A 15,461-nucleotide genomic window follows, 5' to 3' on the forward strand; every position below is an offset into this window, starting at 1 on the left:
TCCGTGTCATGCACGGACCGTGCACCAGTCCCTACGCTGGGCGGGGAGGAGGTGGTGCACGTGGCGGTGTGGCTCCTGGACCAGGACGATCAGGTCCACGTGGCCCTCGCGGAGATCGAGCTGTGCTGCGAGCTGATGATCGCGGCGTCGGCGACGACCGAGGAAAGGCTGAGTTCCGAGCGTATCGATGAGGTGCTGAACGTGATCCCCCGCGTGCCCGCGCAGGGGACCAGGCGGTCGGCAGGGGCCGGTCGCTAGCTCCGGAGCAGCCGGGCTATGGCGGCGGTGGCCTCGGCCACCTTGTCGTCGGCCTCCGGCCCGCCCTTCGCGGCGGCGTCCGCGACGCAGTGCCGCAGGTGCTCCTCCAGCAACTGGAGAGCGAAGGACTGCAGGGCCTTCGTGCCGGCCGACACCTGGGTGAGGATGTCGATGCAGTACACGTCCTGCTCGACCATGCGCTGCAGACCGCGGATCTGCCCTTCGACGCGGCGCAGCCGCTTGAGGTGCTGGTCCTTCTGCTTGGCGTAGCCGTGCTGGTGCGCCTCGTGCCCGTGCTCCGGGGCGTCCCCGGCGGTGTCCGCGTGCCCGTCGGGCGCCGCGGGCCCGGTGTGCCCGGCGTCGTCCGCCGCAGGCCGTACCTGCTCGCCGGCTCCGCCGGTCTCGGTGACCGTCATGATGTCCCTCCTGCCCCTATACCCCGGTCGGGTATATCGTACCGAATTCGCCCCCATGTGCGAGGTGCGTGGAGAACCCCTACTGGGGCGCACCCCCGGCGATGAGCGACACTGTAGGACGCCGGTGAGTTGTGGCCGGATGATGTGCCTAGCATCAATGCGACCGAAAACGATGTATTCCGAGGACTTCACGTGCGCTTTCGTCTGACCCCCAGGGAGACGAGCTTCTACGACATGTTCGCCGCATCCGCGGACAACATCGTCACAGGATCGAAGCTCCTCATGGAACTGCTCGGGGCCGATCCGGCCACCCGCGCGGAGATCGCCGAACGGATGCGCGCCGCGGAGCACGCGGGCGACGACGCGACGCACGCGATCTTCCACCAGTTGAACTCCTCCTTCATCACGCCCTTCGACCGTGAGGACATCTACTCCCTGGCGTCGTCCCTCGACGACATCATGGACTTCATGGAGGAGGCCGTCGACCTGGTCGTGCTGTACCAGATCGAGGAGCTGCCCCGCGGGGTCGAGCAGCAGATCGAGGTGCTGGCCCGGGCGGCCGAGCTGACCGCCGAGGCGATGCCGCACCTGCGCACCATGGACAACCTCACCGAGTACTGGATCGAGGTCAACCGGCTGGAGAACCAGGCGGACCAGATCCACCGCAAGCTGCTGGCCCATCTCTTCAACGGCAAGTACGACGCCATAGAGGTGCTCAAGCTCAAGCAGATCGTGGACGTCCTGGAGGAGGCGGCGGACGCCTTCGAGCACGTGGCCAACACCGTGGAGACCATCGCGGTCAAGGAGTCCTGACCGCGGTGGAGACCTTCTCTCTGGTCGTGACCATCGGGGTCGCGCTCTTCTTCACGTACACCAACGGCTTCCACGACTCCGCGAACGCCATCGCCACCTCCGTGTCCACCCGGGCGCTGACGCCGCGGGCCGCGCTGGCGATGGCCGCGGTGATGAACCTCGCCGGCGCCTTCTTCGGCACCGGGATCGCCCACACCGTCAGCGAGGGCCTGATCGAGACGCCGCACGGGCAGACCGGGATGGCGATCCTCTTCTCGGGACTGGTCGGGGCGATCGTCTGGAACCTGATCACCTGGTACTACGGCCTGCCCTCCTCCAGCAGCCACGCGCTCTTCGGCGGTCTGGTGGGGGCGGCGCTGGCCGGCGGCACGGGGGTCATCTGGTCCGGGGTGGTGGAGAAAATCATCCTGCCGATGTTCCTGTCGCCGGTCGTCGGCCTGGCCGTCGGCTACCTGGTGATGCTGGCCATCCTGTGGATCTTCCGCAAGGCCAACCCCCACAAGGCCAAGCGCGGCTTCCGCATCGCGCAGACCGTCTCGGCCGCGGGCATGGCGCTCGGCCACGGTCTGCAGGACGCGCAGAAGACGATGGGCGTCGTGGTGCTCGCGCTGACCATCGCCGACGTCCAGGAGGAGGGCGACGGGATCCCGCTGTGGGTGAAGTTCGCCTGCGCGGCGATGCTCTCGCTCGGTACGTACGCCGGCGGCTGGCGCATCATGCGCACCCTCGGCCGCAAGATCATCGAGCTGGACCCGCCCCAGGGCTTCGCCGCGGAGACCACGGCGGCGTCGATCCTCTACACGACCGCCTACATCTTCAAGGCGCCGATCTCCACGACCCATGTCATCACCTCGGCGATCATGGGCGTCGGTGCGACGAAGCGGGTCAACGCGGTCCGCTGGGGCGTCGCGAAGAACATCGTGACCGGCTGGTTCATCACGATGCCTGCCGCCGCGCTGGTGGCGGCGCTGGTCTACGCCGTGGTGCACGTGGCCTTCGGCTGAGCCGGGTACGACCCGCCCCCGGTAGGACGCAAATGGGCCCGCCCCCCGTACGGGGAGCGGGCCCTTCGCCTTGCGGTGGCACCGCCATGCAGCACCGCAGGACGGCTGTGGCCGGGCTGCGGACGGATCAGCCGAAGCGGCCGGAGATGTAGTCCTCGGTCGCCTGGACGGACGGGTTGGAGAAGATCCGCTCCGTGTCGTCGATCTCGATCAGCTTGCCGGGCTGGCCGACCGCCGACAGGTTGAAGAAGGCGGTGCGGTCCGAGACGCGGGCGGCCTGCTGCATGTTGTGGGTCACGATGACGATGGTGAAGCGCTCCTTGAGCTCACCGATCAGGTCCTCGATGGCGAGGGTGGAGATCGGGTCGAGCGCGGAGCAGGGCTCGTCCATGAGCAGGACCTGGGGCTCGACCGCGATGGCGCGGGCGATGCACAGACGCTGCTGCTGACCGCCGGACAGGCCCGAACCGGGCTTGCCCAGGCGGTCCTTGACCTCGTTCCAGAGGTTGGCGCCGCGCAGCGACTTCTCGACGATCGTGTCGAGGTCGCTCTTCCTCTTGACGCCGTTCAGCTTCAGGCCGGCCGCGACGTTGTCGTAGACCGACATCGTCGGGAACGGGTTGGGGCGCTGGAAGACCATGCCGACCGTGCGGCGCACGGAGACCGGGTCCACACCGGCGCCGTACAGGTTCTCGTCGTCCAGGAGCACCTTGCCCTCGACGCGGCCGCCGGGGGTCACCTCGTGCATGCGGTTGAGGGTGCGCAGGAAGGTGGACTTGCCGCAGCCGGAGGGGCCGATGAAGGCCGTCACCGTGCGCGGCTCGATGTTCATCGAGATGTCGTCGATCGCCTTGAAGCCGCCGTAGTAGGCGGAGAGTCCGCTGACGTCGATTCGCTTGGCCATGGTGGCGTTGCTCGCAATCCTTGGGTCGCTGATGTTGGCCGCGTCAGCGACCGGTCTTCGGGGCCTTCCAGCGCGCGATGCCGCGCGCCACGAGGTTGAGGATCATGACGAAGGCGATCAGCACGAGCGCCGCCGCCCACGCCCGGTCGTAGCTCGGCTCATTGCCGTTCTGGTACTGCTGGTAGATGTAGAACGGCAACGAGGCCTGGGGGCCGTTGAACGGGTCGTTGTTGATCAGGTTGTTGCCGAAGACCAACAGCGCGATGGGCGCGCTCTCGCCGGCGATACGGGCGACCGCGAGCATCACGCCGGTGGTGATGCCGCCGATCGCGGTCGGGATGACCACCTTCACGATGGTGCGCCACTTGGGGACACCGAGGGCCAGCGAGGCCTCGCGCAGCTCGTTGGGGACGAGCTTGAGCATCTCCTCGGTGGAGCGGACGACCACCGGCATCATCAGGATGGCCAGGGCCATGGCGCCGGCGAAGCCCGAGGGGCCGAAGCCCAGTATCAGGTTCCAGGTCGACAGGATGAACAGACCGGCGACGATCGACGGGATGCCCGTCATGACGTCGACGAAGAAGGTCACGGCCCCGGCGAGGCGGCCCTTGCCGTACTCGACCAGGTAGACGGCGGTCATCATGCCGATCGGCGCCGCGATGGCGGTGGCGATACCGACCTGCTCCAGGGTGCCGATGATGGCGTGGTAGACACCGCCGCCCTCGCCGATGGTCAGCACGCCGTTCATGGAGTGCGACAGGAAGGCGCCGTCGAGGATCTTGACGCCCTTGCTGACCGTGGTCTGGATCAGGGAGTACAGCGGGAGTGCGGCGAGGACGAAGGACGCCCAGATGACGCTGGTGGCGACCCGGTCCTTGGCCTGGCGGCGGCCTTCGACCACGGTGGCGATCACATAGGTGCCGAGGACGAACAGCAGGACGGCGATCAGACCCCACTGGATCCTGCTGTCCAGGCCGGCCCCGAGGCCGATGCCGACGGCGAGCGCGATCGCGCCGACCGCGATGCCCGCGGGGGCCCACGTGGGGAGCCGGCGCTGGGCCAGGGCGCGCTGCGGCACCGCGGGGGCGGAGCGCTTGTCTGCTATGGCGTGGCTCATGCGTTGGCCCCCGAGTATTCCTTGCGCTTGGCGACGATCGCGCGGGCGGCGCCGTTGACGAGCAGCGTGATGACGAAGAGCACCAGACCGGAGGCGATCAGCGCGTCACGGCCGAACTCGTTGGCCTCGCCGAACTTGGCGACGATGTTCTGGGAGAAGGTCCCGCCGACCGGGTCCAGGATGTGCGCCGACAGGATCGGCGAGGCGGACAGCACCGTGGCGACGGCCATCGTCTCGCCGAGCGCGCGGCCGAGGCCGAGCATCGAGGCGCTGATGATGCCGGACCGGGCGAAGGGGAGCACCGACATGCGGACGGTCTCCCAGCGCGTCGCGCCGAGGGCCAGGGCGGCCTCCTCGTGCATCCGCGGCACCTGGCGGAAGACCTCGCGGCTGACGTTGGTGATGATCGGGAGGATCATGATCGCCAGCAGGATGCCGACGGTGAAGATCGAGCGGGCCGCGCCCTGCGGGTCTTCCTTCTCGAAGACGACGGTCCAGCCGAGGTAGTCGTCCAGCCACATGTTCAGGCCGGTCAGGTGCGGGACCAGGAAGAGCGCGCCCCACAGGCCGTAGATGATGCTGGGCACGGCGGCGAGCAGGTCCACGATGTACGACAGCGGGGCGGCGACGCGGCGCGGCGCGTAGTGCGAGATGAACAGCGCGATGCCGACAGCGATCGGGACCGCGATGACCATCGCGATGATCGAGCTGACGATCGTGCCGTAGGCCAGCACGGCGATGCCGAAGACCGGCGGGTTGGCGCCGGCGTTCCACTCGAAGGTGGTCAGGAAGTTGCCGTGGTCCTTGGAGATCGCGTTGATCGCGCGGATCGTCAGGAAGATCGCGATCGACGCCATGATCACCAGCAGCAGGATGCCGGAACCACGGGAGAGCCCCGAGAAGATCTTGTCGCCGGGGCGCGTGACTGTGGCCCCGGCATGCCTTGTGGCCATTGGCGGGGTGGGGTTCTGTGCGGTTGTAGCCATCGGTTTTCTCTCCGGTCTGGGTGGGGGATCACTCCCCCGGCGGCGGTGCACCGGAAGTGCGGCCGGCCCCGCGACATCGCGTCGCGGGGCCGGCCGACTGGGTCAGGACAGGGCGTCCACGGTGGAGCGGACCTTCGTGGCGATCTCGGCCGGGAGCGGCGCGTAGCCGGCCTCGGCCAGGATCGACTGGCCCTCCTCGGAGGCGGTGTAGCCCAGGAAGGACTTCACCAGCGGCAGGGTCTCGGCCTTGTTGCCCTTGTCGCAGGCGATCTCGTAGGTCACCAGGACGATCGGGTAGGCGTTGTCGGCCTTGGTGGTGTACGCGGCGGACATGTCCAGGGACAGGTCGGCACCGGTGCCCACGACCTTCGCCTGCGCGATGCCGGCGGAGGCGTTGTCGGCGGTGGCCTCGACCGGGGCGGAGGCGCCGGTGTCGATCTTCACCGTCTTGATGCTGTTGGCGGTCGCGTAGGAGAGCTCGAAGTAGCCGATCGAGCCGTTGACCTGCTTGACCTGGGCCGCGACACCGGAGGACTTGGCGGCGGACTGGCCACCCTTGCCCGCCCACGCCTTGGCGTGCTCGTACGGCCACGCGTCCTTGGCGGCACCGTTGAAGTACTTGGTCAGGTTGTCCGTGGTGCCGGACTCGTCCTGCCGGTGGAAGCTCTGGATCTTGGTGCTGGGAAGCTTGGCGTCCGGGTTCAGCTTCTTGATGGCCGCGTCGTCCCACTTGGTGATCTTCGAGTCGAAGATCTTGGCCAGGGTCGGGGCGTCCAGGACCAGGTTGTCCACGCCGGAGAGGTTGTAGCCGACGGCGATCGGGCCGCCGACCATCGGGATGCTGATGCCGGTGCCGTCGGTGCAGACCTTCTTGGACGCCTCGACCTCTTCGGGCTTCAGCGGCGAGTCGGAGCCGGCGAAGCCGTCCGTGCCGTTGTTGAAGTCGATGATGCCCTCACCGGAGGACGACGCCTTGTAGTTGATCTGGGCGCCGGAGCAGGCCTGCTGGTAGTTCTTGACCCAGGCGTCCATGGCGTTCTGCTGCGCCGAGGAGCCCGAAGCGAGGAGCTGGCCGCCCTTGTCCGCGCACTTGATGCTGCTGGACGAGGTGGGCGCCTTGCTGCTGTCGCCGCCCGCGTTCGTGTTGTCGTCCGAACCGCACGCAGTGAGCATGAGGGCACCCGAGACCGCGACCGCGCCGACGGCCAGAGCGCGGAGCCCGCTCTTACGCTGAAGCTTCACCTTTGGTGATTCCTTCCTGAAGCCCGCCGGTGGACGGCGAAGCAGAGGTATGGATTTCTGCATCCACCCGGCGGCTGCTCGCTCACCGGTAAGGCCGAAATTAGGCAGATCAGGTGAAGTGGTCGACGGCCAAGGGTGAACGCAAGGTGAACCTCGCATATCAGTGCGGTGCCGTGGCCCACGCCGAGTGGCGTACGTCTCAGCGTCCCACCGTCAGATGCGCGTTCCGCGCAGGAACGCGTCGAGTACGGCACGGTCCCGCTCATGGGTGAGCCGGTTGCGCGCGGCGGCCGGCGGCAGCCAGACCATGCGGTCGACCTCGCGGTTGGGGGAGAAGGAGCCCTCGCGTGCCTCGGCGGCCCAGTAGCGCACGATCTTCACGCGCCCCTCCACGACGTAGGTGGAGGAGGGGAGCACCCGCCCGGGCACGCAGTCGAGCCCGGTCTCCTCCTTGACCTCGCGGAGCGCGCCGTCCAGCGCCGTCTCCCCGCGCTTCAACTTGCCCTTGGGAAGCGACCAGTCGTCGTACTTGGGCCGGTGGATCAGCGCGATCTCCAGGCCCTCGTCGAGCGGGGAGCGGCGCCACAGCACCGCTCCGGCGGCGAGGATGGGGGTGTCGGCGGTGCCGGTGGAGGCGATGGTGGTGCTCCTTTCCGGGCGACGGGCGACGGCAGCTCCCGCGGACGGGCCGGGCCGGTCAGCGCGTCCACAGGTGGGCGAAGGCGTACCGGGCCGCCTCCACCTCCAGGCGCTGGTCGGAGTGGAGCACCCCCAGCGCGTAGGCGGTGGCGGGGGCGATCCGCGGGGTGCGGGCGGCGGCGGTGACGGCGGCCGCGGCCTCCGCCGCCTCCCGGTGCTGCTCCAGCACCCGCGCCGCGGCGGCCAGCCGGGCGGCGGAGTCCTGGTCGTCGTACGCGAGGACCTCCTGGGCGTAGCGGCGCAGCCGCAGCAGTACGCGGACCCGGTTCCACGCCGCGTCCTGGCGTTCGGTGGGCAGCTCGCCGGCGAGTGCCGCGTGCAGCGTCTCACCGTTGTACGGGTGCCTCGCGCGCGGCAGCGGCAGCGCGGCCGCGGCCTCGGTGAGCCGGGCATGGGCCTGCTCCGCCAGCAGCGGCAGCACGGTGGCGGCGGGCTTGCGCGCCGCCGGGGACAGCGGCACCTCGGAGGCGAGCACCGCCACCGCGTCCACCACCGCATGGAACCGCGAGGAGCCCATGGCCTGCAGGGCGGCGGAGTGCGCCCGGGTCCGGGCGAGGGTGAGCTGACGCTCCAGCAGGGCGCCGGCCCGGGCGGCGCCCACGGCGAGCGGGCCGCTCGCGGCGGCGCCGCGTTCGGTGGCCTGCGGCGGGGCGGGGGAGCGGCGGTTGGCCGCGGCGCGGGCCACCGCGGTCAGCGGTTCCGGGGCCTCGGCGACGCCGCCCGGGCGCTCGCGGGACGCCTCGGACGCCGCCGCGGCCGGGTCCGGCGCGGTGGTGGGCACCGGCAGCCACAGGCCGAGGTCGTCGTCGGCGGGGAGGGGAGCGGCGGGGATGCCGCCGGCGTCCTCCGCGGAGGCCAGCCGCTGCAGTGCGCCGATCAGCCGGCCGAGCCGGGCGGCGTAGCGGTGCTCGCGGCCGAGGGTGTCGGTCAGCCAGCCGAGTTCGGCCCGCAGGGGGTCGGCCCAGCCCGGGTCGGTGAGCGACCCGAAGGTGTGCAGCGTTCCGGCGATGCGGCGGGCCGAGCGGCGCATCCGGCGGCCGGACTCGGCGGTGTCGTCCTGGGGCCGGCCAAGTTCGCCCTCGCGTGGGGCCAGGGCGCGCAGAAAGGCCGTGGCCTCCTCCCGCAGGTACGGTGCGAGGACCGCACCGGCCTCACGGTCGGGGAGCCCGCCGGCCGTCAGGCCGGCGGGCGTCACTGCCGTGTCAGGGTGTCGCTGGGCCACGCCGGCGCCTCCGCGCGTCGATGAGCATCTCCTGGATGTGGGGCAGCGGACGCCCTTCGGCGTCGGTGCTGTGCCGGGTCCAGTCCCCGTCCGGGCCGAGCCACCAGGACGAGGTGGAGTCCGAGGTTCCGGTCTCCAGCAGCCGGTTCAGGGAGGCCCGGTGCGCGGGGTCGGAGACCCGGACCAGTGCCTCGATCCGGCGGTCGAGGTTGCGGTGCATCATGTCGGCGCTGCCGAGCCACACCTCGGGGTCGCCTCCGTTGCCGAAGACGAAGACCCGGGAGTGTTCCAGGAAGCGGCCGAGCACGCTGCGCACCCGGATGTTCTCCGACAGGCCCGGCACCCCCGGGCGCAGCGCGCAGATGCCGCGCACCCAGACGTCGACGGGCACGCCGGCCATGGAGGCCCGGTAGAGGGCGTCGATGATCGCCTCGTCGACCATCGAGTTGGCCTTGATCCGGATGTACGCGGGCCGGCCCTCGCGGTGGTGGGCGATCTCCGCGAGGATCCGGGAGACCAGCCCGTCGCGCAGGCTGCGCGGCGCCACCAGCAGGCGGTTGTACGTCTCACGGCGCGAGTAGCCGGAGAGCCGGTTGAACAGGTGGGACAGGTCGGCGCCGACCTGCGGGTCCGCGGTCAGCAGCCCGAGGTCCTCGTAGAGCCGGGCGGTCTTCGGGTGGTAGTTGCCGGTGCCGACGTGGCTGTAGCGGCGCAGGGTGTCGCCCTCCTGGCGGACCACCAGCGACAGCTTGCAGTGCGTCTTCAGCCCGACCAGGCCGTAGACGACGTGGCAGCCGGCCTCCTCCAGCTTGCGGGCCCACTTGATGTTGGCCTGCTCGTCGAAGCGCGCCTTGATCTCGACCAGCACCAGCACCTGCTTGCCGGCCTCGGCGGCGTCGATCAGGGCGTCCACGATCGGCGAGTCGCCGGAGGTGCGGTACAGGGTCTGCTTGATGGCCAGGACGTCGGGGTCCTGCGCGGCCTGCTCCAGGAACCGCTGCACGGAGGTGGAGAAGGAGTTGTACGGGTGGTGCAGCAGCACGTCGCGCTCGCGCAGCGCCGCGAAGACGTCGGTGGCGTGCGCGGACTCGACCTCGGCCAGGTCCGGGTGGGTGCCGCCGACGAACTTCGGGTACTTCAGCTCCGGACGGTCCTGCCCGGCGATCGCGAACAGCCCGGTCAGGTCGAGCGGTCCGGGCAGCGGGTAGACCTCGGCGTCCGCTATGTTCAGCTCCTGGGCCAGGGTGTCCAGGGCCTGCGGGGCGATCGACTCCTCGACCTCCAGGCGGACCGGGGGACCGAAGCGGCGCCGCAGCAGCTCCTTCTCCAGGGCCTGGAGCAGGTTCTCCGCGTCGTCCTCCTCCACCTCCAGGTCCTCGTTCCGGGTCACCCGGAACATGTGGCTGTCCAGCACCTCCATGCCGGGGAAGAGCTCCTCCAGGTGCGCGGCGATGACGTCCTCCAGCGGGACGAAGCGCTGCGGGCCGGCCTCGAGGAACCGGGACAGGATCGGCGGGACCTTCACCCGGGCGAAGTGGTCGTGCCCGGAGACCGGGTTGCGTACGGTGACGGCCAGGTTCAGGGACAGGCCGGAGATGTACGGGAACGGGTGCGCCGGGTCGACGGCCAGCGGGGTCAGGACCGGGAAGATCTTGTTTCGGAAGAGGGTGAAGAGCCGGGCCTGCTCCTTCTCGGTGAGGTCGTTCCACCGGATGATGTGGATGTCCTCCTCGGCGAGCGCCGGGGCCACGTCGTTCTGGAAGCAGGCGGCGTGCCGGGCCATGAGCTCGCGGGCGCGGCTGAGGATGTTCTCCAGCACCTTGGTGGGCGGCAGGCCGGAGGCCGAGCGCTGGGCCACGCCGGTGGTGATGCGGCGCTTCAGGCCGGCGACGCGGACCATGAAGAACTCGTCCAGGTTGCTGGCGAAGATCGCGAGGAAGTTGGCCCGTTCCAGGAGGGGCGTGGCCGGGTCCTCGGCGAGTTCCAGCACGCGCTCGTTGAAGGCCAGCCAGCTCTGCTCGCGGTCCAGGAAACGGTTCAGCGGGAGTTCTTCGTCCGCGCCCTCGTCCTTCACGGCCTCGGCCGGACGGGCCTCGCCCGTCTGCTCCGCGGGCCGCGGCAGGGTCGAGAGGCCGTCCAGGCGCTTCAGTTCGGGGTGCAGGGGCGGGACGACGTGCGGGCGGCCGTAGGCCGGGGCCGGTTCGGCCGGGGACGGTTCGGCCCGGGTCTCGGACTCGGCCGGAGCACCGGAGCCGGACCGTTCGGTCCGGGCGTTCGTCGGGAAGTTCATCGAGGCCATGGGTGCGAGCCCTCCTCCGGATCCGGCACGTCGATCACGTGGTCGGCGGCACGCGGAACCCGGCCGCCGACCATGCCCCCATTGTCCCTGGCGCGCCGGGATACCGGCAGGTCGACAGGGGGAAGGTGGGTCGCGGCGGGCGTCTGCATCCACAGATGCTCGCAAGCGAGTTTGAATCGCCGGTAACGGGCAGGTGGCGGACAGGAAATCGCCGTACGTACCGGCCGTGTCCGGGCGGTCACCCGAATGGCCCCGCCGGGGGCCGGACCGCCCGTCCAGGGGAGCGTCAGGTCTCGGTCCGGTACATCAGGTCGACCTCGTGCGTGGTGAAGCCGAGGCGTTCGTAGACGGCGAGAGCGGGGGCGTTGTCCGCGTCGACGTAGAGCATCGCGGTCGGCAGGCCGCGGTCGTGCACGAGGTGCCGCAGCCCGATCAGGGTCAGCGCCCGGCCCAGGCCGCCGCCCTGCTCCTCGGGGTCGATGCCCAGCACGTAGACCTCGCCGAGGCGCTCGCGCTCGTGCACCTTCGTCCAGTGGAAGCCGGCGAGCCGGTCGCCGCGGAAGGCCAGGAAGAAGCCGGCCGGGTCGAACCAGGGCTCGGCCTTGCGGTCGTCGAGGTCGCGCTGGGTGAGGCTGCCCTGTTCGGGGTGGTGCGCGAAGGCGGCGGCGTTGACCGCCAGCCAGGCGGCGTCGTCCTGCCCGGGGACGAAGGTGCGCACGGTGACGCCGGCGGGGAGCACGGGATCGCCCAGCGGGGGCGCGCCGGTGCCCTCCTCCAAGGGGCGGCGCAGCTGCCGCAGCTCGCGGAAGAGGGCGAGGCCGAGCAGCCCGGCCAGGTGGCGGGCGGCGGGGTGGCCGCCGTGCGCCCACACGCGCAGCCGCTTGCCGGAGGCGGCGAGCAGGGCGTGCCCGAGGGCGCGACCGTGGCCCTGCGTGCGGTACGCGGGATGGATGACCATCTCGGCGGCCGGGGCCTCGACCGGGTCGGTGTCCTCCAGTTGGGCGTACCCGACGAGCACGCCGTCGCTCTCGACCAGCAGGTGGCGTACGCCCTCGCGGGCGCCGCCGCGCAGGTGCAGCCGGCCCTGCTCGGAGACCGCGGCCTGGCCGTCGACGGCCGCGGCCGCCTCGATCAGGGCCAGGACCGCGTCGGCCCGGGCCGGGCTCAGCTCGTCGAGGGTCTCGATCCTGCGGGGGCCCACGGCGGTCTGTTGTGCTGCTGCGTCGGTCATGGGACCGAGCTTACGACCGCGGGGGTGCGCGAGGTGTCCAGCGGCACCAGTGCCGCCGCGCAGCAGGCCATGACCGCCGCGGCGGCGAGGGCGGGCCAGTAGCCGGCGGCCGAGATCAGGGTGGCGCACAGCGGCGGGACGACGGCGGCGGTCAGGTTCTGGCCCGTGTTGTGGACGCCGAGGGCACGGCCGGACCAGGACGGGCCGGCGCGTTCGGCCGTGGCGGTGAACGACAGGCCGTTGGTGCTGGCGGTGATCCCGATGGACAGTACGAGGGCGACGGCGGTCAGCGGTGAGGGGAAGGCCGCGGTCAGGGCCGCCGCGGCCACCACCACGGCGGTGGCGACGGCCAGTTGCCGCATCGGCCGCAGCCGGCTGCCGGCCCGGTCCGACCAGCGCCCGGCGGCGATCCGGAAGCAGGCCCCCAGCACCTGCGCGACGGCGATCAGCCGGCCGGCGCCGACCGCGGACCAGCCCCGGGTGTCCACCAGCAGCACAAGGGCGAAGGCACCCGCCGTGAACTGCGGTACGACCAGCAGCGCGCCCGCGCCGTGGATCCGCCACAAGGCGGCCGAGCCCCGGTACGGGTTGACGTCCGGGGCCGCCCCGGGACCGGCCTGCGGGCGTGCCGGGTCGGCGGCGAGCAGCGCGACCAGGCAGGCGACGCCCCCGCACACGGCGGCCAGGAAGCCGAAGGCGCCGCGCACCCCGTACGCGGCGGCGAGCGGGGGCATGGTCAGCGCGGCCACGCCCATGCCGAGCGGGGTGGCGGTCTGCCGGATGCCCATGGCCAGACCGCGCTCCCGCGCGGAGAACCATCCCATGACGAGGCGTCCGCTCGCGGAGTACACCGAGGCCCCCGCCGCGCCGGCCAGGGCGAGCAGCGCGCCCAGCGCCGTCGTGCCGCCTCCGGTGCCCACCGCGCCGGCCGCGACGGCGAGCAGCGCCGCGGCGCCGCCCAGGCCGGTGGCGATGACGACGCGCTCGCCGTGACGATCCGCGGCGGCGCCCCAGGCGACGAGGGCGGCGACCAGCCCGGCGGTGGGGCAGGCGATGAGGAGCCCGATCTGCGGCAGCGTCAGCTGCGCCGTGTCCCGCAACACGGCGGCCAGATAGGGGACTCCGTAGACGAAAGCGCAGGCGGCGGTCTGTGCCGCGGTGCCCAGGGCGAGCATCAGCCAGCGGCGGCGCATGGGGTGCACCTCCTCGGTCGGTGGTGGATCCAACTATGCCGCTGGTTTGAATGGCGAGACAGGTGATTCCGGAATACGAGACGAAGTAGTCGGCTGCCCGTCGTGTACCGATCAGTCGAAACCGGCCCGTAACCGCAAAGCCACTGACAACTACGCGCGTTGACAATAGGCTGCGGCAGTCCTCCCCCTCTCATCCATCGTTCACGTCCAAGGGGACCCATGTCAGTGACCCACCCGCGTCGCCGTGCCGCACGCCGCGTCGCCGCCGCGACCGCCGGTCTGGCCGCGGTCGGCGCGCTCGTCATAGCGAGCCCGGCCGCCCAGGCCCACGAGACCCAGCACGGGGGACACGGCCACGGCAGCCGTACCGTCGACCTCCAACTGCTCGCCATCAACGACTTCCACGGCAACCTGGAGCCCCCGGCCGGTTCCTCCGGCCGCGTCACCGAGCTCCAGGCGGACGGCACCACCAAGACCGTCGACGCAGGCGGCGTGGAGTACCTTGCCTCCAGCCTGCGCACCGCCCGCGAGGGCCAGGAGCGTTCGCTCACCGTCGCCGCCGGCGACATCGTGGGCGCCAGCCCGCTGCTGTCCGGCCTGTTCCACGACGAGCCCACCGTCGAGGCCATGAACAAGCTGGGCCTGGACGTCACCGGCGTCGGCAACCACGAGTTCGACGAGGGCAAGGACGAGCTGCTCCGGCTGCAGAACGGCGGCTGCCACCCGGTCGAGGGCTGCTACGAGGAGGGCCGGAAGTTCAAGGGCGCGGACTACCCGATCCTCTCGGCGAACGTCGTCGACGAGAAGACCGGCCGCCCGCTGCTCAAGCCCTACACCATCGAGAAGGTGAAGGGCGTCCGCGTCGGCTTCATCGGCGTCACCCTCGAGGGCACCCCGAACATCGTCACCGCCGAGGGCGTCAAGGGCCTGAAGTTCCTCGACGAGGTCGAGACGATCAACAAGTACACCAAGGAGCTCAAGCGCCAGGGCGTCAACGCCGTCGTCGCGCTCGTGCACGAGGGCGGCTTCCCCGCCTCCTCCGCGTACAACTACGACTGCGACGCCGGCGGCTCGGGTACCGGCCTGTCCGGCCCGATCGTCGACATCGCCAAGAACACCTCGGCGGACGTGGACGCGCTGGTCACCGGCCACACCCACACCGCGTACGTCTGCACCGTCCCCGACCCCGAGGGCAACGACCGCCTGGTCACCAGCGCGGCGTCCTTCGGCCGGCTCTTCACCGAGCTGGACATGAAGTACGACACGCACACGCACGACATCGTGCGCTCCTCGGTCCGGGGCTCCAACCACGTCGTGGACCGCACCCGGAACAAGGCCGCGGACATGACCTCGCTGATCAGCCGCTGGCAGACGCTGGCCGCCCCGATCGCCGGCCGCACCGTCGGCTGGATCTCCCAGGACATCACCCGGACCGGCAACGAGTCCGCCCTCGGCGACCTCATCGCTGACGCGCAGCTCGCGTACGCCAAGACCCTCGACCCCTCGGCCACGATCGCGCTGATGAACCCCGGCGGCATCCGCACCGACCTGGTGCACAAGGCCTCCGGCAGCGAGGGCGACGGCGTCGTCACCTACGCCGAGGGCTTCGCCGTCCAGCCGTTCAGCAACACGGTCAACCTGCGGACGCTGACCGGCGCCCAGCTGGTCACCGCGCTCCAGCAGCAGGTCAGCGGCAGCAACGAGGCCGCTCCGAAGATCCTCCAGATCTCGTCCGGCCTGACCTACACGCTGGACCTCACCAAGTCCGGTGCCGCCCGTGTCGTGACCGACTCGATCCGCCTGGGCGGCGCTCCGATCGACCCGGCCGCGAACTACCGCGTCGCGATGAACTCCTTCCTCTCCGGCGGCGGTGACGGCTTCGGCGAGCTGGCCAAGGGTACCGACGAGCTCGTCGGCGGCGACGACCTGGCCGCGCTCAACGCCTACCTGACCGCCAACTCCTCGGCCTCCGCGCCGCTTGCGGCCCCGGCGGCCGACCGCATCACGATCATCCAGTAGTACGCAGCACGAGCGGGCCGGTCCCGCGACCGTGCTCGGCCCCGGGGGGGGGGGGGGG

Annotated in this window: 14 protein-coding genes; 4 read left to right on the forward strand and 10 right to left on the reverse strand. The window is 71.0% G+C overall.

Translation table 11 applies throughout. The features are described from left to right. The first annotated feature begins 51 nt into the window (after positions 1–51). Positions 52–258 carry a hypothetical protein gene (locus tag AC3EUJ_RS34165; RefSeq protein ID WP_431968383.1) on the forward strand — a complete coding sequence of 69 codons (207 nt, stop codon included), beginning with the start codon at positions 52–54 and terminating at the stop codon, positions 256–258. Here AC3EUJ_RS34165 and AC3EUJ_RS34170 read toward each other — a convergent pair. Next, complete coding sequence (locus AC3EUJ_RS34170; RefSeq protein ID WP_431968385.1) at positions 255–674, reverse strand: metal-sensitive transcriptional regulator; 420 nt, start codon at positions 672–674, stop codon at positions 255–257. The two genes, AC3EUJ_RS34165 and AC3EUJ_RS34170, sit on opposite strands and share 4 nt — an antisense overlap. Positions 675–866: 192 nt before the next feature. Between AC3EUJ_RS34170 and AC3EUJ_RS34175 the strand changes: the two genes are divergently transcribed. Together AC3EUJ_RS34175 and AC3EUJ_RS34180 are read left to right on the forward strand one after the other, a co-directional pair. After that, the gene (locus AC3EUJ_RS34175) at positions 867–1,487 is read left to right on the forward strand and encodes a DUF47 domain-containing protein (protein WP_431968387.1); all 621 of its coding nucleotides are present in this window, start codon (positions 867–869) and stop codon (positions 1,485–1,487) included. 5 nt (positions 1,488–1,492) lie between these two features. Continuing rightward, positions 1,493–2,491 (forward strand): inorganic phosphate transporter, encoded by a 999-nt coding sequence (locus AC3EUJ_RS34180; RefSeq protein WP_431968389.1) that lies wholly within the window; start codon positions 1,493–1,495, stop codon positions 2,489–2,491. Positions 2,492–2,618: 127 nt separating this feature from the next. On the opposite strand, the gene pstB is transcribed toward AC3EUJ_RS34180, so the two are convergent. From pstB to AC3EUJ_RS34225, 9 genes are all read right to left on the reverse strand, one after another. Then, positions 2,619–3,395, reverse strand: a complete 777-nt coding sequence (gene pstB, locus AC3EUJ_RS34185) for a phosphate ABC transporter ATP-binding protein PstB (protein ID WP_431968391.1) — start codon at positions 3,393–3,395, stop codon at positions 2,619–2,621. Positions 3,396–3,438: 43 nt separating this feature from the next. Next, positions 3,439–4,512 (reverse strand): phosphate ABC transporter permease PstA, encoded by a 1,074-nt coding sequence (gene pstA / locus AC3EUJ_RS34190; RefSeq protein WP_431968393.1) that lies wholly within the window; start codon positions 4,510–4,512, stop codon positions 3,439–3,441. After that, positions 4,509–5,498: a phosphate ABC transporter permease subunit PstC gene (gene pstC / locus AC3EUJ_RS34195; RefSeq protein ID WP_431968395.1), complete on the reverse strand. Its 990-nt coding sequence runs from the start codon at positions 5,496–5,498 to the stop codon at positions 4,509–4,511. Before pstC ends, pstA begins: the two co-directional genes overlap by 4 nt. Before the next feature lie 102 nt (positions 5,499–5,600). Then, positions 5,601–6,740, reverse strand: a complete 1,140-nt coding sequence (pstS, locus tag AC3EUJ_RS34200; RefSeq protein WP_431968397.1) for a phosphate ABC transporter substrate-binding protein PstS — start codon at positions 6,738–6,740, stop codon at positions 5,601–5,603. A 213-nt stretch (positions 6,741–6,953) separates the two neighbouring features. Then, a complete protein-coding gene (locus tag AC3EUJ_RS34205) occupies positions 6,954–7,331 on the reverse strand; it encodes an NUDIX hydrolase (protein ID WP_431968399.1) in 378 nt (125 codons plus the stop codon). A 106-nt stretch (positions 7,332–7,437) separates the two neighbouring features. After that, a complete protein-coding gene (locus AC3EUJ_RS34210) occupies positions 7,438–8,661 on the reverse strand; it encodes a CHAD domain-containing protein (protein ID WP_488180992.1) in 1,224 nt (407 codons plus the stop codon). Next, the gene (locus AC3EUJ_RS34215) at positions 8,642–10,960 is read right to left on the reverse strand and encodes an RNA degradosome polyphosphate kinase (RefSeq protein WP_431968403.1); all 2,319 of its coding nucleotides are present in this window, start codon (positions 10,958–10,960) and stop codon (positions 8,642–8,644) included. The genes AC3EUJ_RS34210 and AC3EUJ_RS34215 overlap by 20 nt, the downstream gene beginning before the upstream one ends. 286 nt (positions 10,961–11,246) lie before the next feature. Further along, positions 11,247–12,191 carry a mycothiol synthase gene (mshD, locus tag AC3EUJ_RS34220; RefSeq protein ID WP_431968405.1) on the reverse strand — a complete coding sequence of 315 codons (945 nt, stop codon included), beginning with the start codon at positions 12,189–12,191 and terminating at the stop codon, positions 11,247–11,249. Next, positions 12,188–13,384, reverse strand: coding sequence for an MFS transporter (locus tag AC3EUJ_RS34225; RefSeq protein WP_431968407.1), 1,197 nt, complete (start codon positions 13,382–13,384; stop codon positions 12,188–12,190). The genes mshD and AC3EUJ_RS34225 overlap by 4 nt, the downstream gene beginning before the upstream one ends. A gap of 219 nt (positions 13,385–13,603) precedes the next feature. On the opposite strand from AC3EUJ_RS34225, the gene AC3EUJ_RS34230 reads away from it, so the two are divergent. Then, complete coding sequence (locus tag AC3EUJ_RS34230) at positions 13,604–15,403, forward strand: bifunctional metallophosphatase/5'-nucleotidase (RefSeq protein WP_431968409.1); 1,800 nt, start codon at positions 13,604–13,606, stop codon at positions 15,401–15,403. Positions 15,404–15,461: the final 58 nt, after the last annotated feature.

Source organism: Actinacidiphila sp. bgisy160 (assembly GCF_057707815.1).